Raw genomic sequence first — 16,889 nt, forward strand, 5'->3', positions numbered from 1 at the left:
GACGACGATGACTGAGCTTCAGATCGATTTCGGCAACATCACCGGTGCCGCGCAGGAGCCCACGGGAAGCGCCGACAAGGCCCTGGCCGCGGTCGCCCAGTCGGGCGACCCGCGCCAGCTCGTCTGCGTCGACCTGCTCACCGCGCCCCAGCGCGAGCAGGCGCTGTCGCTGGCCAGGCAGACCTACCCGCAGATGCTGGCCGACACCGACAAGCTGGCCAACTTCGGCAACGGCGCGATCGACCAGGTCAACACCCAGGTGCAGCGCATCTTCCGCGAGGTCGGCCCGGTCAAGATCCCCGAGCTGACCCAGATCATGCACGACATCAACGACCGGATGCGCGACTTCCGCCGCAAGTACGACCCGTCCGACCCGAAGGTCCGCGAGGCGTTCGACAAGTTCATGGACGCGGTCAAGGGCATCTTCCGCAAGGGCCGCGACCTGGTCGAGATGCTGTTCGAGGAGGCGCGCTCGGTCGAGCAGCAGCTCGACCGCATCGCCGGCACCCTGGTCGAGAAGCAGCAGCAGCTCAAGCGCAACGTGGTGCTCTGCGACGAGCTGTACAAGGCCAACGAGGCCGCGATCGGCCAGCTCGTCGGCGTCATCGCCGTGATGGAGCTGGTGCGCGACCTGGCGCTGGAGGAGGCCAAGTCGATCAAGATCGACCCGGCCGACCTCGACAAGCGGGACAAGGAGGAGCGCCTGGCCCGGGTGACCGAGTTCATCCAGGCCATCGAGGTGCGCATCAACGAGTACCAGCAGCGGCTGTTCGTCGCCTGGTCGACCTCGCCGCAGGTGCGCAACATCCGCTCGCTGCACTACGGGCTCGGCCAGCGCCTCGCGCTGCTGGTCAACCTGACCATCCCGACCATGAAGCTGACCATCGCCCAGTGGGGCCTGCTGCTGCAGGCCAACCAGGCCGCCGCGATGCAGCAGGCGGTGGCCGACGGCGCCAACGAGGTGCTCTCGGCGTACGCCCACGCCGCCGGTTCCGCCGTGCCGCAGATCGCCAAGCTCATCCAGACCCCGACCATCCGCCCCGACACCATCCTGGAGGTGGCCGCCTCGATCGACGCCCAGGCCAAGGGCATCGAGGAGGCGGTGCGGTTCGGCCAGCAGGCCCGCGCCGAGGTGGTGTCGGCGATCGTCACCGCGCAGGAGTCGATGTCGGCGAGCTCGCAGCAGCTCAGCCGCAACGTCGTCGACCTGGTGACCCGGGCCGCCAAGCCGCTGGAGCTGCCCGCGGCCCCGGCCCTGCCCGCCTCGATCCTGGAGCAGGCCCCGGCCCTGGTCCCCCGCCAGCCCGCCTGACCCACCCGCCCGCCCGACCGGCCCGTCCCCGACCACCGGGGACGGGCCGCTTCCTGCTCAAGTTGCCGGGCAATCGGGCGTATCTTGGACCCGCTTACGCCCGATTGCCCGGCAACTTGAGCGCCGCTCCCCCGCTCAGCCCTTCACGTAGGACAGCTTCTCGGCGACCAGGCCGCCCCGGACCCTGACGACGTCCACCCCGCGCACGTGGCCGGTGCCCCAGTCGTAGCGCCAGCGCTGCACCACCAGGTCACCCGAGACGGTCAGCTCCTCGATGTCGAACCGGCCACCCAGCTGTAAGAACACCGGCAGCCAGGCCTCGCGCACCTCGTCGCGGCCCTCGAACCGCCGCCCGTCGGGCGCCGGATCCGTGCTCTCGAACACGACGTCATGCGTACACAGGTCGAGTGCCGCCTCGATGTCGTGGCCGTTCCACGCCGCGTTGAAGGCGTCCATCAGCCCGAGCGCGTCCATGTTCCGACTCCTTCACGCCGTTGACGTGCGCAGATAATCGTTTGCCGGTGAACCTAGGGTAGGCCTCATGGAGCCGATCACCGTTCCCGCCATCCGCGCGTCCTTCGTCAACTGCACCAAGGGCGAGGCCCAGCGGATGGCCGTGCCGAAGGATCTCGCGACCCGGCCGTGGGACGACCTCGACTACCTCGGCTGGCGCGACCCCGCTACCGAAGACCGCGCCTACCTGGTCTTCCCGTCCCCGACCGGGCTGATCGGCGCGGCACTGCGGGTCTCCCAGCAGTCCGGGCTCATGCGGCGCAGCGTGTGCACCCTCTGCCTGACCTCCCACGAGGGCGACGGCGTCGCGCTGATGACCGCCCGGCTGGCCGGAGCCGGCGGGCGGCAGGGGAACTCGGCGGGGCTCTACCTCTGCGCCGACCTGGCCTGCTCGCTCTACCTGCGCGGCAAGAAGGCCGCCGGGCGGCCCATCGGGGAGACGCTCGACCTCGACGAAAAGGTCCAGCGCCTCACCACCAACCTCGCCGCATTCCTTGCCAGGGTGACGGGCTGACCGCCCTCCCCCCGCCGGGTCTGCGTGCAGTTTCGGGGAAACTGCACGAAACTCGGCCGCGATTGCGGCACTTTCCCCGAAACTGCTGGATGGTCGGCCGCGCTGGGCTCAGCGCCCGCGCGCCAGCTCGTGTGACATGACCCGGCGCATGGCGGCGACCACGACCCGGGGCTCGAACCTGGCACCGGCCGAGGCCTCCGCCTGGAACAGGGCATACGCCATGCGCTCCGGCGGCGCGGTGCGCAGCACCGCGACCAGCCACGCCTCCAGCAGCGTCGGATCCTCGGGCAGCACCAGCGCGGCTGGATCCGGCACCTGCACCGCCGGCTCGGGCGGCAGCGGCTCAGCCGCCGAGGCGTAGCGGCCCGGCGGCAGCCCGACCCGGTACGGATGCACGCACGTCGGCACCCCCGTCGCCACGTCGGCCCGCCAGCCGAGCTCCGGCCGGTAGCTGCTCTCCGGGCCCGGCCGGGGCGCGACGTCGAACGCGCCGGAGCGCAGCAGCTGCGCCGGGCAGACCGCGCAGGTCGCGGCCAGCACCTCCTCCGGCGGGACGTACTGCTCCTCGGCGGCCATCCCCGCAGCGTAGAGCAGCCGCCCGGTACGGGACGATGGACGCATGGCCCGCAACCGTCCGCAGTCCGACACCGCCCCCTGCCCCTGCGGATACGGCCCGCCCTACGCCGAATGCTGCGGCCGCTGGCACGGATCCACCGACCCGGCCCCCACCGCCGAGCTGCTGATGCGCTCGCGATACACGGCCTTCGTCCGCGGCGACACGGCGTACCTGCTGCGCACCTGGCACCCCCGCACCCGCCCGCGCACCCTGGACCTGTCCGACAGCCCGCGCTACACCCGCCTGGAGGTCTTCGAGACCACCGGCGGCAGCATGTTCGAGTCCGAGGGCACCGTCCGCTTCGCCGCCCACTACGTCGACGGCGGCCACCCCGGCGTCCTGCGCGAACACAGCACCTTCACCCGCGAGCACGGCCACTGGCGCTACGTCGGCCCGCGCTGACGCCACCAGGCCGGGGCGGCCCGGCCCTGCGGAGAGCAGGGTCGGACCGCCCCGGCGGACCGGACCGTGATCAGGCGAAGTAGTAGATCGTCGGGCTGTTCACGTAGGTGATGTAGTTCCAGTTGCAGTCGTAGTAGTTCACCCGGGTGTAGGCGCTCTGGGCGTAGGACGGAGCGCTCGCGACCGAGACGCGGATGGGGCCGTAGTGCCCGGACCGGATCTCGTACGTCCCGGTGGTGGTGGACGCCTTGCCGTTGATGTACATCAGCAGCACGGCCTTGCGGCACCCGTGGTCGACCAGGGCGTAGAAGTCGGCGTGCAGGGTGCCGCCGCCGTCGTTGGTGAAGCTGATGCACGGCCGCAGGTCGTAGGAACCGGTCTTGCAACCGCCGCCCGACGCTGCCTCGGCCGGTCCCGGCACGAACAGGATGGCCGACGCCACCGCCACGACCAGCGCGGCGACCCTTCTGGACATTCTCATAGAGCTCTCCCCGTAGAACGGCGGGACCTATGCGCGTCCCCGCCCGATCGGCGTTCACGGTCTTCCTGACCGCTGCGAGAAGTCTGCGAGAACGCGCTTATCCGGATGCTTGCCATCCACTTGCGACGATGATGAGGCTGGTGGGGTGGCGGGCTCAAGATCTGCGGAGTTGCCGGGCAATCGGGCGAATGAAGCCACCGCTTTCGCCCAGTTGCCCGGCAACTCCGCAGATCTTGGCCGGGCTCGGCCGGGCCTGGGGCCGGTGGGTGAGCGGGAGAGGGTGGTGGATTGCCGGAGGCCGTTATTCTGCTGCGCATGATGCTGGGTGACGGGGCAGAGCCGGACGAGCCCGAGCCGCCGCGACGCCCCTGGCTGCCTCGGCGCGCGCTGCACGCCGTCGCCGCCGTGACCATGGCGGCTTTCTACGGGAACCTCCTCGCCCTGCTGTACGCGGGCGGCTCGGTGCACCACCCCGGGGCCTGGTCCATGATCCCGTTCGGATGCGCCCTGCTGGGGATCGCGGTGCTGTACGCGAACGGGGTCCGGGTGCCGCTGCCGATGCTGGAGCCGACCTCGACCCGCCGGACCCGGGTGCTGTGGATCGCGGGGATCGCCGCTGCCGCCCTGCTGATCTCGTGGCCGGTGTTCCTCGGTTTCGGCAGTCCGGCCCGACCGCTCCACGGGTTGCGCAACCTGGCGCTGACCGCCGCCGTGGTGGTCGTGGTCTCGGCCCTGGCCAAGCTCTGGCGGCGGTTGCCCTAGCCCTTCCGGTCGATGCGCGGCAGGCGCCGCTGATGCTGCGATGGGCACGTGGGGGAGGGCCGCTCCCCTCCCCCACGTGAGTCACGTACCGCCGTCAGTCCAGGCCGTTGCGGCCGATGACGGCGGCGTACCAGCGGGCGCTGTCCTTCAGGGTGCGCCGCTGGGTGTCGTAGTCGACGTGCACGATGCCGAAGCGCTTGCCGTACCCGTAGCCCCACTCGTAGTTGTCCAGCAGCGACCACGCGAGATAGCCGCGGATGTCGGCGCCCTCGGCCATGGCCGAGTGGACCGCGCGCAGGTGCCCGTCGAGGAACCCGATCCGGTCGGTGTCGGCGACCCGGTCCCCGACCAGGACGTCGTCGTACGCGGCACCGTTCTCGGTGATCATCATCGGGGTGCCGGGGTAGCGTTCCGACAGCCACAGGAGCAGCTCGTAGAAGGACGACGGGTCGACCGGCCAGTCCATCGCGGTGACGGGCAGGTCCTGGGCGACGTACTCGGCGCCCTCGGTGCCCGGGTTGGCCGGTCCGGCGTCGACGCCGAGCGCGGCCCGGACCCGGGCCGGCTGGTAGTAGTTCACGCCGAGCAGGTCGATCGGGCTGGCGATGATCGCGTCGTCGCCGGGGTGGAGGGCGTGGTCGGCGCCGAAGCGCCGGAACAGCGCCAGCATGTCGTCCGGGTAGGCGCCGCGCAGCACCGGGTCCAGCCACAGACGGTTGTGCAGGCCCTCGATGAGGTGCACCGCCGCGAGGTCGTGCGGGTCGGCCGGGTCGTCGGGGCGTACGCGGGCGAGGTTCAGGGTCAGCGACACCTCCCGCGCTCCCCCGGCCCGCAGCGCCCGCACCGACAGCCCGTGCCCGAGCAGCAGGTGGTGGACGGCCTCGAACGCGGCCTTCGGGTCCTCGCGGCCGGGCGCGTGCACGCCGGCCGCGTAGCCGAGGAACGCCGAGCACCACGGCTCGTTCAGCGTGGTCCACGTCGCGACGCGGTCGCCGAGCCGGGCCACGGCCGCGGCCGCCAGGTCCGCCAGGTAGTAGGCCGTGTCGCGGTTGGTCCAGCCGCCCCGGTCCTCCAGGACCTGCGGCAGGTCCCAGTGGTAGAGGGTGGCCATGGGCGAGATGCCCTCGGCCAGCAGCTCGTCGACGAGCCGGTCGTAGAAGTCCAGGCCGCGGGAGTTGACCGGGCCGGAGCCGTCCGGCTTGACGCGCGGCCAGGCGATCGAGAAGCGGTACGTCCCGATGCCGAGCCCCTTCATCAGCGCCACGTCGTCGCGGTAGCGGTGGTAGTGGTCGCAGGCCACGTCACCCGTGTGCCCCTCGAAGACCTTCCCGGGGGTACGCGCGAACGTGTCCCAGATCGACGGCGTGCGCCCGTCCTCGTGCGCCGCCCCCTCGATCTGGTACGACGCCGTGGCCGCGCCCCACCGGAAGCCTTCCGGGAACCGCAGCGCGCTGCCGAGCTGTGCTGGTGCGACGGCGGTCACGACTTCACCGCTCCTTGCATGATGCCTCCGATGATGTACTTGCCGAGCAGGCCGAACACGACCAGCAGCGGCACGGTCGCGATCGCCGTTCCGGTCAGCGACAGCGAGTAGTCCTGGATGTAGCCCGACGCCAGGGTCGACAGCGCGGTCTGCACCGTCGGGTCCTCCGGGGTCAGCACGACCAGGGGCCAGAAGAAGTCGTTCCACGCCGTCATGAACGTCAGCATCCCGAGCACGGCCGCGGCGGGCTTGCTGGCGGGCAGGATGACGTGCCAGAAGATGCGGATCGTCGAGCAGCCGTCGACCCGGGCCGCTTCGAGCAGCTCGTCGGGAACGGCTTCGCGCAGGTACTGGGTCATGAAGAACACGCCGAACGCGCTGACCAGGCCGGGCGCGACGACCGCGTAGAGCGTGCCGGTCCACTGGATCTTGGCCATCAGCATGTACAGCGGGATGATGCCCAGCTGGTTCGGGATCATCATCGTCGCGATGATCATCACGAGCAGCGCGTTGCGGCCCTTGAAGCGCAGCTTCGCGAACGAGAACCCGGCCAGGGTGGAGAACAGCACCACGCTGAAGGTGATGGATCCTGAGATGAGCGCCGAGTTGGCCAGGGCCTTGAAGAACGGGACGGTGCCGAACGCGCGGTCCAGGTTCGCGAAGAGGTTGCCGCCGAGGCCGAGCGGCGGCGGGACCTGGCCGAGGATGCCGTTGTCGTGCGAGGCCACGACCAGCGACCAGTACAGCGGGAACGCCGAGAACAGGGCCAGGCCACTCAGGGCCAGGTAGGCGAGCTTGCCGGGGCGGCGGTCGGCGCGGAACACCCGGCGGCGCGGGGCGCGCACCTGCGGTTCGGCGTCGGCCACGGGGCGGGTCAGGGTGGTGGATGTCATCGCGCGCTCCGCACACGGCTGGTCAGGAAGTAGTTGATCGCGGCGACGATGACGATGATGAAGAACATCACCCACGCGGCCGTGGAGGCGTAGCCGAAGTCGAAGCGGGAGAAGCCGACCTCGTACAGGTACAGCGACAGCGTCTGGAACTGCCGGTCCGAACCGCCGGTCACCGACGCCCCGCCGAACAGCAGCGGTTCTGCCAGGACCTGCATGCCGCCGATGGTGGAGATGATGACCGTGAAGATGATCGTCGGGCGGATCGCCGGGACCGTGATCCGGGTGAGCTGCTGGAAGCTGCTCGCACCGTCGAGTGAGGCGGCGTCGTAGAGGTCCTTGGAGACGGCCTGCATGGCGGCGAGGTAGATGAGGGCGTTGTAGCCGGTCCAGCGCCAGATGATCATCACGGAGACGGCGATCTGGGAGCTGGCGGTGCCCGCCTGCCAGTCGATCCGGCCGAGGCCGAACACGTCCAGCAGCCAGTTGACCAGGCCGTAGTCCTTGCCGAAGATCTGGCCGAAGATGATGGCGACGGCCGCGACGGACGTGATGTTGGGCAGCAGGGCCGTCATGCGCCAGAACGTGGGGGCGCGCAGGCGCTGGTTGAGCACGTGCGCCAGCACGAGGGCCATGATCAGCTGGGGAACGGTGGACATCACCCAGATCTGGGCGGTGTTGCGCAGTGCGTTCCAGAAGTACTCGTCGGCGAACAGGTCCTTGTAGTTCTGGATCCCCACGAACGTGTGGGTCTCTGACAGCAGGCTCCAGTCGTGCAGCGACACCCACGCCGTGTAGATGAGCGGGAACACCCCGAACGCGGCGAACAGCAGGAAGAACGGGGCGACGTACAGGTACGGCGAACCCTTGGTGTCGAGGCGGTAGAACAGGTTCTTCATGTACGGGCCCGATCCTTTCCGAGGGGAATGAGGCCGGGTCCGGCCGAGCGACGCGGCCGGACCCGGCCCCGGTCTCACAGCAGCGCCTTGACGTCCTTGAGCGACTGCGTCCAGGCCTCGTCCGGCTTCTGCTTGCCCTGCTCGACCCGGGTCAGGCCGTTCTGGATCGCGGTGTTGATGTCACCGGACTTCGGACCCATGTACTGCGGCACCATCGTCTTCACCGACTGCGAGAAGATCTGGCCGACCGGAGCGTTGTTGAAGAACGGGTTCTTGAAGTCCTTGATCACCGGCTGCTCGTACAGCGACACCGTCGACGGGAAGTTACCCAGCGCCCGGAACACCTTCGCCTGCTGCTCCGGCGCCACCAGCCACTTGGCCAGCTTCGACGCCTCAGCCACGTTCTTGCCCTGCTTGGGCAGCGTCAGGAACGAACCACCCCAGTTACCGCCACCACCGGGGATACCGGCGATGTCCCACTTACCCGAGGAGTCCTTGGCCTGCGACTGGATGTAGGCCATCATCCACGACGGGCACGCCAGGGTCACGAACGAACCGTTGGCCATACCCGCGTTCCAGTCCGCCGACCACGCGGCGATCTTCGCCGACAGGCCCTTGTTGATCGCGTCGATCGTCAGGTCCCAGGCCTTCTTCACACCCGGGTTCGTCTCCACCACGACGTTGGCGCCGTCGTAGATGCCCACCGGCTGCTGGCCCAGGACGGAGCGGTACATGACCGTCGGGCCGTCCATCCACGAGGAGCCCTTGACGTTGGCGGCCTTGAAGCGCTCGCCGGCCTTGATGTAGTCCTCCCACGTCGGCCACAGCTTGGTGACCTCTTCGCGGTCGGTCGGCAGGCCGGCCTTCTCGAAGATGTCGCGGCGGTAGCACATCGCCATACCGCCGACGTCGGTGCCCAGGCCGATGACCTCACCGGAGGCGGCCGAACCCTGCTGCCACTTCCACGCCGGCCACTGCGACTTGATCTCCGCCGCGCCGTAGTCGTTCCAGTTGTAGAACTTGCCGGGGTTCGCGGTGAACTGGCCCGCCCAGCCCTCCTCGATCGCCTCGATGTCAGCCGCACCCGTGTTCGTCGCCAGGTGAGCCGCCAGGTTCTTGTGGTGGTCCTCAGCCTTCGTGATCCGCTCAGTGATCTCGACGTTCGGGTTGAGCTGCATGTACTCCTTGTACAGATCCTTGTAACCGAACTCGCCGAACGTGGCGATGGTCAGCTTGACCTTGCCACCCGGCTTCGCCGGGTCGTCGCTACCGCCGCAAGCGGCGGTGGTCAGCGCGAGCGCGGCCGCGAGCAGCGGCGCCGCGACCGCGGTCACCCGCCGGCGCGAAAACACGGAACGCATCGAAATCCTCCAGGGCTGGATCTATGTGTCTGGTGCCGTAGTGCCATTCAGGGGTGCCGGCCGCCCACGAGAGGGGTCGTGGGCGGCCGGCGACCGGTCTCTCAGGGACCGGTGGTCAGGTAGACGACGTTGTTGGACGAGTTCGCGGTGCCGCCGGTGTTGTTGATGACCCGGGCGATGGTGCCCGTGCCGCCGAGCGAGACCGTGACCATGTCGCGGAACGTCGTGCCGCTGGCCGGGACCTCGAAGGCCCGATCGGCGACGACGGAGGAGTTGGCGCTGAAGTAGCAGTAGCTGCCCAGCCCCCACGCCTGGTGCGAGGTGACGGTGTTGGCCACCTTGTACGCGGCGTAGCCCCGGGTCGATCCGTTCATCCAGGAGGCCTGGTTCGGCGGGTCGTAGGGCATCTCGTTCTGGAAGAAGTACGTGCGGCCGCCGTTGCCGTTCCAGATGACCTGGTACTTCTGGTAGTGCTCGACGAACAGGCCGTAGAACACGATGTTGTTGCCGTTGACGATCAGGCCGGTGTCGGCGGTGTTGCTGCCCCAGCCGACGCCCGAGCCGTGGTCGGCGCGCCAGATCCAGGTGTGGTCGCCGATCACGTCGTTGCTGTTGATGACCAGGCTGGTCGTGGCCTTGCCGACCCCGGCGCCGCCGATGCGGAAGAACACGTCGTGCAGCGAGGTCGGGTTGGCGGCGTGGCTGGCGGTCGACCCGGCCGGGCCGACCTGCATCAGGGTGGCCGAGTTGGTGCTGCCCGCGTCGATGAGCAGCCCGGCGACCTTGACGCCGTCCACGTCGGCGACCGACATCGCGGTCACGCCGTTGTCCGGGATGATCGTGGCCAGGCCCAGGCCCAGCACGACCGTGTCGGCCCGGGTGATCCGGATGGTGTCGTTGACGTGGTAGACACCCGGCGTGAACAGCAGGTTCTTGCCGCCGGCGAGTGCCGCGTTGATGCTGGCGGCGGTGTCGCCGGACTTGACGACGTAGAACGTGCTGATGGACAGCGAGGTGCCCGGCGCGCTGCCGCCCGCCCAGGTGGTGCCGGTGCTGTTGCTGCGCAGCCCCGGTACGAACACCTGGTAGGCGCCCTGGCTGTCGACGTACAGGAACGGCTTCTCCCGGACGACCGGGGTCTGCCCGACGGTGGTGTACGGCGGGCTCGGGAACGTGTTGGACGGGGCGCCGGAGGTGCCCACGAACACCATGTTCCAGTTCGAACCGGCCCAGCTGCCGAACTGCGAGTTACGCGAGATCCACTGCTGCTGGGTGCCCGAGTTGACCTGCCCGTCGACCTTCACGTCGGAGAACCAGCCGCCGCTGGCCCAGCCGCCGTCGTCGAGCACCAGGTTGCCGCGCACGTGCATGCGCCGGTACGGCGCCGCCTGCGACACGGCCCAGCGGTCGGTGCCGCCGTTCGGGGTGACCGACAGGTTCTCCGCGCCGCGCCAGAAGTTCTGGGTGGCGTTGTTCGGCGGGAACCAGTCCGCCTCCACGTGCACGGCGCCGTTGATGTTGACCGCGTCCGGGGACAGGCCCAGGCCGAGGACCTGGGTGTAGAAGCCGACGTTGACGTCGACGTTGTAGCTGCCCGGCTTGAACAGCAGCGCGTACCGCTGGGTGCCGAACTGGTTGCTGACCTGGCCGTTGAAGACCGTGTTGAGCTGCGACTGGATCGTCGAGGCGGACTGCGACGGGTCGAAGATCCGCACGTTCGGGCCGAGGTCGGGGTTGTTCGGGTTCGGCGGAACGGTGCTGGTCGAGGGCTGCGGGCCGCCGACCGGGTTGAGGTAGAACGCCTGTGCGCCGGTGCCGTTGCAGGTGTACTGCACCAGCTGCACGCTGTCGGCGGTCGAGGCGGCGGGCACGTCCAGGCACTTGCCGCTGAGCCGGTTGACGAAGTGGTAGGCCCCGTCGGCCTCCTGCACCGGCAGCCACTGCTGGTTGTTGCCGCCGCCGTAGAGCCACAGCTGGATCGCGGCGTTGTCGGCGGTCGAGACGTTGGTGACGTCCCAGACCTGGTTGACGTTCGGGGCGACGCCGGTGCGGAAGTAGCCGCCGCTGGTGGCGTCGAACTGCCACTGCTGCGCCGTGGTGCTGTTGCAGGCGTACTGCTGCACCGCGGTGCCGTTGGCGGTCGCCGCGGCGCGGGCGTCCACGCACTTGCCGCTGTTCTTGTTCACCACCGTGTAGGTGGTGCCGGAGGTGACCGCGGCCTGCGCCGCCGGGGCGGCGAGCACGACCATGACGGCCGCGCTGACAAGCGTCGAGACGGCGACGCTGCCGATGAGGATGCGCCGGTTCATCAGTTCAACGTCCACTTCTGGTTGGCGCCGGTGGTGCAGGACCAGATCTGCAGCTGGGTGCCGTCAGCGGAGTTGTTGCCGGTGACGTCGAGACACGTGCCCGAGTAGCCGTTGACCAGCTGCTGGGTGCTGCTGTTGTACGTCCACTTCTGCGAACTGCCGGTGTGGCAGTCCCACAGGTGGACCTTGGTGCCGTTGGCCGCGCTCGGGCCGACGATGTCCATGCACTTGCCCAGCGAGCTCACCGTGCCGTCGGCGTTGCGGGTCCACTGCTGGGCCGTGGTGCCGTTGCAGGTGTAGAGCTGGATCGCGGTGCCGTTGGCGGTCGCCGCCCCGGCCACGTCGATGCACTTGCCGGCCAGGCCGGTGATGGTGCCGGTCGTGCCGCCACCGCCGCCGGTGCCCTGGGTGCCCGACCAGGTGAAGGTCGCCGTGGTACGGGCGGGCAGCGTGTACACGAAGGACTGGTTGCCCCAGTTGACCCGCACCGACTGCGCCGAGGTGCCGCCGTTGTGCGCGATCAGGGCCTTGGACCCGTCCGGGTTCTTCCACGCGACGTTCTGCACGGTGCTGTTGGCGGTCGAGTCGATCCGGTACGCCCCCGGCTTGACGAACTTGGTCAGGTGGCCGGTGGTGTAGTACTCGATCGTGTAGTCGACCTGCCCGGCGCGCGAGCCGCCCTCCTGCACGGTGATCAGACCGGTGCAGGTGCCGCAGCCGCCGTTGTGCGGGCCCATGTTCTGGTTCAGGGCCAGGCTCCACTTGACGACGCTGCTGCTCCAGTTGCGGGTGTAGTTCACGATGTCGGACATGTCTTCGTTGTGCTGGTTGGTGATCCAGGTGCCACCCGAGTGCTCGGTGCTGAACTGCTTGACCGACGGGTAGCTGCCGTGGACCGAGCTGCCGACGGACGGGTCGCCGAAGTAGCCGTGCCAGGCGATGCCGCCGAAGTTGGCGTCGCCGCGGATGCCCGCGTCGGCCAGGGTCGGGGCGCTCATGCTGGCGTAGTCGCCGTAGTTCCAGTCGTGGATCAGCACCTTGGTGCCCAGGCCGGCGTTGTGCAGGGCCGGGTACACGTTGTTCTTGGTGAGCTCGATCAGCCCGGAGGAGTTCCAGCTCATGCCCGGGTAGTCCATGGCGGTCGGGTTGCCGGACTGGCAGCAGTTCGGCTCGTTCTGCACCGACAGGTAGTCCACCGGCGCGCCCGCCGCCTGGTAGGTCTGGAGGTACTTGACCATGTACTGGGCGTAGAGCGAGTAGTACTGCGCCTTGAGCCAGCCCATCTGGTCCATCCGGCCGTTGTCCTTCATCCAGCCCGGGGCGCTCCACGGCACGGCCATGATGCGCAGGGCCGGGTTGAGCTGCTTGGCCTGGACGGTCAGCAGCCGCACGTTCGTGTCGTACCCGTTGGAGCCGAAGTCGTTGAGGTCGCAGCAGGTGTCGTCGAGCGACACGTTGCCGGGCCGGGACAGGTCCGAGGCGCCGATCGGGTTGCGTACGAACGACAGGCCGATGCCCGAGGTCGGCGAGAACAGCTTGGCCATCACCGCGTCGCGCGTGGCCGCGCTGATCGGACCGCCGCGCAGCAGGTATGCCGTGGTGTCCGTGATGGACGCCCCGGCACCCTCGAACTGCTGGTAGGTGGTGTTCTCGTTGACGGTGACGGTCTGGTTGGCGCTGCCGCCGGCCGGGCCGAAGGCGATGTTGGCCTGCTGCTGCAGGCCGCGGGTGACCGTGCGGCCACCGGAGTCGGAGGTGGTGGTGAGCCAGATGCTCACCGGCTCGCCCGCCGCCTGCGCGGGCGGGGCGACGAGCAGTGCGGCCGCCAGCAGTGCGGCGGCGCCGGCGGCGGTGACCGCGCCGGCGGTGGTCCAGCCTGATCGGGGACGGAACAAGGCGGGACCCTCCTTTCGACAAGCCATGGCGGTGCCATGAGTGGCTGGGGGTAACGGGCCGGGTGGGCGAGGGGGCACCCGCCTGACCCGGCCCGGAGTTGCCTGTGCAGCCGTGCCTTGTACACGCAGGAACGTCGATGTAACGGATGTAACAAAATGATTGACGTCCTGTTGACAGCACTGAAACATACGGCAACATGCCTGTCAAGGCGCCGTTTTAGGGCTTTCGGAGCGTCGCAATAGGCCGATTTGGCAGTGGAACAAAATGAAACTTGTGATCTGCCTGCCGTGATTCAGCGCACAGTGCGACGCCGCCGAGGGCGCGCGGCGGCCCCGGCCGAATATGCCAACTTTCTTTACGACTAACGCGGCGCGGGGGCCGTCGAGTCGCGGATGACCAGCTCGGTGCCGAGCGAGACGTGCACAGCCTCCAGCGTGTGCCGCTCCAGCATCCGCATCAGCATGGTCACCGCCATCCGGCCCATCTCCTGCAGCGGCTGGCGCACCGTGGTCAGCATCGGCGTCGTCGCCCGGCTCACGTCGATGTCGTCGAACCCGGCCACCGACAGGTCCTGCGGCACCCGCAGCCCCCGGTCGGCCGCCGCCGCCAGCGCCCCCACCGCCATCTTGTCGTTGAACACGACCAGCGCCGTCGGCCGCTGCGGCAGGTCCAGCAGCTCGCCCGCGGCCAGGTAGCCGTTGGCCGTGTTCGGCTCCGGCACGTGCCGCACCAGCTCCGGCGTCGGCAGCACCCCGGCGTCGGCCAGCGGTGCCACGTACCCGGCCATGCGGGCGTCGTTGGCCAGCCACTCCTGCGGGCCGCCGATGATGCCCACCCGGCGGTGCCCCAGCTCCACCAGGTGCGACATCAGCCGGCGCGCCCCGGCGAAGTGCGCCGCCGACACCGTCACCACGTCGCGCGGCGGCGACGAGCGCGGATCGATCACCACGAACGGGAACTGCTGGTCGCGCAGCAGCACCAGGTCCTCGGGCGGGTCCGGCGGCAGGATCAGGATCGCGCCCGCCACGTCGGGGCGCTCGCTCAGCCCCGTCAGCACCCGCACCGGCTGCGCCGCCTCGCCCGCGTTGAGCACCAGCTGGCGGCCGTGCAACTCCAGGGTCTCCGCGATCGAGCTCACGATGATCCCGAAGTAGTCGGTGAGCACGTACGGGCAGCGCACGTAGATCGCGCCGGAGGCGGCGGGCGGATCGGTGCGGCGCAGCGGGGCGCGGTCACCGAGGCGCTGCACCGCGGCTAGGACCAGGTCACGGGTATGCGGGGCGACGTTGGTCGCGCCGTTGAGCACCCGCGAGACGGTGGCGATGGACAGGCCGGTCTCGGCGGCCACGTCGCGCACGGTCGCCCGCACCCCCGCCGTCCTAGCCACACCAACCTCCCGCTCCCGACACGCCGCCATCATGGCCGCCCACCCCCACCCGGCGCCAGTGACCCTCCCGGCGCGCCGTTGTTCCCAAGATCGCCGTTTCCGGTCAGCGGCCGCGCACTAAGCGCACCGGCTGACCGCAGACGGCGATCTTCCGGTTGAATCGGGACGTGTTCGAGTGGAGCGCGTACCGCGATTTCCGGGATCGTCCCGCCGATGAGATCCCCGGGCTGCTCGAACAGCTCCGGCAGGAGCCCACCGCCGAACTATGGCACGATCTGCGGCGCCGGCTGACGATCGAAGGCGAATGCCATTCCCCGATCGGGGCCGCCGCCCTCACCGGACTGGCCGCTATCGCGGCGTCCGCCGATGCGGAGAACCAGCACCACGCGCTGGCACTGGCCGCGGCGATCACGACGACCCTACACGTCCGGGACGAGGATGATGAGGTCTTCCGTACCGTCGCGGATGTCTTTCCGGCGCTGCACCGCCTCGCGGCGGCGCGATTGGCCGACGATCCCGCGCACGGTTTCGAATGCTGTTTCCGGGCGGCGCTGGCATTCGGCGGATACGTATTCTGGGCCCGGATCGGGCTCGACTACTCCGACGAGCACTATGTCGTCGACTGCCCCCACTGCGCGACCCGGCTCGCGATCGTGATCGGTGACTACGGCCGCTATTGCGCGGTACGCGACGGCTGGGCAGGGGACATACACCGCGTGCCGCTGACTCCCGCCGACCCGGACCGGCTCGACGGCATCGCCGCATGGATGCACGGTGCCGCGCTCGCCTGCGGCCGACCGGCGATCGCGACCGGCCTGGCCCACCTGTTCGGCACCGCCACCTGCACCTCCTGCGGTAGCACCTTCAACCTCGCCGCCTGGCTCGAAGCCCAGAACACCCCCCACCAGCCCCTCCCCCTCCTGACCACCCCGCCGCCGGTGGGCGGGGTGCAGTTTCGGGGAAAGTGCTGGAATCTTGGCGAGGATTCGAGCACTTTCCCCGAAACTGCATGATCGCAGCGCGCGAAGATCGCGGCCGTCGATGTCGGTGGCCGCAGCGGCCCTGGTCAGGGTGGGTGCGGCAGGGGAGGTTCCCGGGCCGGGCGCATGTCCTCGGTCCGCGGTGCTCCGTTGATCAGGTGGCTCATCGTCCTGATTCTGTCGGAGATCACCTATCGTGAAGATCAAACGCTTCCTCCTGCCCGTGCTGGCCGGCGCGATGCTGGCGCTCCAGCCGGTCATCGCCCACGCCGCCCCGGCGCAGCCCAGCGCTCCCCCGTCGCAGAGCGCGGCCGCCGCCGCCAGCCTGTGCGTGCCGGGCACACCCGACGCCGCACCCGCCACCACGGACTTCTACGACGACAACTTCCTGTTCGGCCCCGAGAAGCTGCCCAAAGCGGTCCCCATCGGGCCACTGCTGGCCGACTACCACCGCTTCGGCGCCCTGACCGACTCGGTGTTCCTCACCCAGTACGGCAACGACACGAAGACCCGCTACGTCTACCCGCCCGCCCTCGGCTACGTCCTGCAGCCCGACGGCCTGCCGATCAAGTTCCCGCAGCAGCTCCAGCCGGGCACCCGGGTCGACCGGTTCGGCAGCCCCGGCACCGGCCAGTTCCTCGCGCCGCTGGGCACCCCGTTCGCCCAGCGCGGCCTGCCGCCGTCCAACCTGAACACCCCCACCCCGGAGATCGCCCACGAGGACCTCGTGCCGCTGGCCAACTACCACGTGTACTGCGTGCTCAAGCCGTTCGGCGTGGACACCGGCCCGATCGCGACGTGGTTCGCCCAGCCGAGCCTGGGCACCCAGTACGTGCTGGACCAGAAGTACCTGCCGCAGGGCGCGGCCGCGACCGTGCAGTGGCTGCTGGACAACAAGTTCCTGGTGGAGGAGCGCCCGCCCGGCACCGGATACGGCGACTGCGCGGACGGCCGGGGCGAGGACGCCTGCCCCCGGCCCTGACCTGACCCGGTGGTCCCCGTCGCCTCGGCGCGGTGGGGACCACCGTCCATTCCGGCTGATGCCGTTGTCGATCTACCCGGCGGGCGGCTACGGTCGGCGGCG

The 16,889-nt window shown here is 69.6% G+C and carries 16 protein-coding genes; 6 read left to right on the forward strand and 10 right to left on the reverse strand.

Annotated elements, in window-relative coordinates:
* Positions 1-7: 7 nt before the first annotated feature.
* On the forward strand, positions 8-1,312 hold the full coding sequence (locus Cs7R123_RS32545; RefSeq protein ID WP_212832241.1) for a toxic anion resistance protein: 1,305 nt from the start codon (positions 8-10) through the stop codon (positions 1,310-1,312).
* A gap of 135 nt (positions 1,313-1,447) precedes the next feature.
* Here the strand turns inward: Cs7R123_RS32545 and Cs7R123_RS32550 are convergent, their stop codons facing one another.
* Positions 1,448-1,786 (reverse strand): nuclear transport factor 2 family protein, encoded by a 339-nt coding sequence (locus tag Cs7R123_RS32550; RefSeq protein WP_212832243.1) that lies wholly within the window; start codon positions 1,784-1,786, stop codon positions 1,448-1,450.
* Positions 1,787-1,853: 67 nt separating this feature from the next.
* Here Cs7R123_RS32550 and Cs7R123_RS32555 point away from each other — a divergent pair, with 67 nt between their 5' ends.
* Positions 1,854-2,339, forward strand: coding sequence for an FBP domain-containing protein (locus Cs7R123_RS32555; protein ID WP_212832245.1), 486 nt, complete (start codon positions 1,854-1,856; stop codon positions 2,337-2,339).
* A 108-nt stretch (positions 2,340-2,447) separates the two neighbouring features.
* Here Cs7R123_RS32555 and Cs7R123_RS32560 read toward each other — a convergent pair whose 3' ends face one another.
* Positions 2,448-2,960 carry a hypothetical protein gene (locus tag Cs7R123_RS32560; RefSeq protein WP_244872289.1) on the reverse strand — a complete coding sequence of 171 codons (513 nt, stop codon included), beginning with the start codon at positions 2,958-2,960 and terminating at the stop codon, positions 2,448-2,450.
* Here Cs7R123_RS32560 and Cs7R123_RS32565 point away from each other — a divergent pair.
* Positions 2,959-3,357: a YchJ family protein gene (locus Cs7R123_RS32565; RefSeq protein WP_212832246.1), complete on the forward strand. Its 399-nt coding sequence runs from the start codon at positions 2,959-2,961 to the stop codon at positions 3,355-3,357. The two genes, Cs7R123_RS32560 and Cs7R123_RS32565, sit on opposite strands and share 2 nt — an antisense overlap.
* A gap of 70 nt (positions 3,358-3,427) precedes the next feature.
* Here Cs7R123_RS32565 and Cs7R123_RS32570 read toward each other — a convergent pair whose 3' ends face one another.
* Complete coding sequence (locus Cs7R123_RS32570) at positions 3,428-3,838, reverse strand: hypothetical protein (protein WP_212832248.1); 411 nt, start codon at positions 3,836-3,838, stop codon at positions 3,428-3,430.
* A 315-nt stretch (positions 3,839-4,153) separates the two neighbouring features.
* Between Cs7R123_RS32570 and Cs7R123_RS32575 the strand changes: the two genes are divergently transcribed.
* Positions 4,154-4,600 (forward strand): hypothetical protein, encoded by a 447-nt coding sequence (locus tag Cs7R123_RS32575; RefSeq protein WP_212832249.1) that lies wholly within the window; start codon positions 4,154-4,156, stop codon positions 4,598-4,600.
* A 94-nt stretch (positions 4,601-4,694) separates the two neighbouring features.
* On the opposite strand, the gene Cs7R123_RS32580 is transcribed toward Cs7R123_RS32575, so the two are convergent.
* From Cs7R123_RS32580 to Cs7R123_RS32610, 7 genes are all read right to left on the reverse strand, one after another.
* The gene (locus Cs7R123_RS32580) at positions 4,695-6,083 is read right to left on the reverse strand and encodes a GH1 family beta-glucosidase (RefSeq protein ID WP_244872290.1); all 1,389 of its coding nucleotides are present in this window, start codon (positions 6,081-6,083) and stop codon (positions 4,695-4,697) included.
* Complete coding sequence (locus Cs7R123_RS32585; RefSeq protein WP_212832251.1) at positions 6,080-6,976, reverse strand: carbohydrate ABC transporter permease; 897 nt, start codon at positions 6,974-6,976, stop codon at positions 6,080-6,082. The genes Cs7R123_RS32580 and Cs7R123_RS32585 overlap by 4 nt, the downstream gene beginning before the upstream one ends.
* Positions 6,973-7,872 (reverse strand): carbohydrate ABC transporter permease, encoded by a 900-nt coding sequence (locus Cs7R123_RS32590; RefSeq protein WP_212832253.1) that lies wholly within the window; start codon positions 7,870-7,872, stop codon positions 6,973-6,975. Before Cs7R123_RS32590 ends, Cs7R123_RS32585 begins: the two co-directional genes overlap by 4 nt.
* Before the next feature lie 74 nt (positions 7,873-7,946).
* On the reverse strand, positions 7,947-9,233 hold the full coding sequence (locus Cs7R123_RS32595) for an extracellular solute-binding protein (RefSeq protein ID WP_212832255.1): 1,287 nt from the start codon (positions 9,231-9,233) through the stop codon (positions 7,947-7,949).
* A 101-nt stretch (positions 9,234-9,334) separates the two neighbouring features.
* Positions 9,335-11,542, reverse strand: coding sequence for an RICIN domain-containing protein (locus tag Cs7R123_RS32600; RefSeq protein WP_244872291.1), 2,208 nt, complete (start codon positions 11,540-11,542; stop codon positions 9,335-9,337).
* On the reverse strand, positions 11,542-13,437 hold the full coding sequence (locus tag Cs7R123_RS32605; protein ID WP_244872292.1) for a ricin-type beta-trefoil lectin domain protein: 1,896 nt from the start codon (positions 13,435-13,437) through the stop codon (positions 11,542-11,544). Before Cs7R123_RS32605 ends, Cs7R123_RS32600 begins: the two co-directional genes overlap by 1 nt.
* Positions 13,438-13,799: 362 nt before the next feature.
* Complete coding sequence (locus Cs7R123_RS32610; RefSeq protein WP_244872293.1) at positions 13,800-14,825, reverse strand: LacI family DNA-binding transcriptional regulator; 1,026 nt, start codon at positions 14,823-14,825, stop codon at positions 13,800-13,802.
* Between the two features lie 167 nt (positions 14,826-14,992).
* Here Cs7R123_RS32610 and Cs7R123_RS32615 point away from each other — a divergent pair, with 167 nt between their 5' ends.
* Together Cs7R123_RS32615 and Cs7R123_RS32620 are read left to right on the forward strand one after the other, a co-directional pair.
* Entirely contained in the window at positions 14,993-15,838 is an 846-nt protein-coding gene (locus Cs7R123_RS32615) for a hypothetical protein (RefSeq protein ID WP_212832260.1), read from the forward strand.
* A gap of 163 nt (positions 15,839-16,001) precedes the next feature.
* Positions 16,002-16,787, forward strand: a complete 786-nt coding sequence (locus tag Cs7R123_RS32620) for a TNT domain-containing protein (protein ID WP_212832262.1) — start codon at positions 16,002-16,004, stop codon at positions 16,785-16,787.
* Positions 16,788-16,889: the final 102 nt, after the last annotated feature.

The organism is Catellatospora sp. TT07R-123, from assembly GCF_018327705.1.
Taxonomy (GTDB): Bacteria; Actinomycetota; Actinomycetes; order Mycobacteriales; family Micromonosporaceae; genus Catellatospora.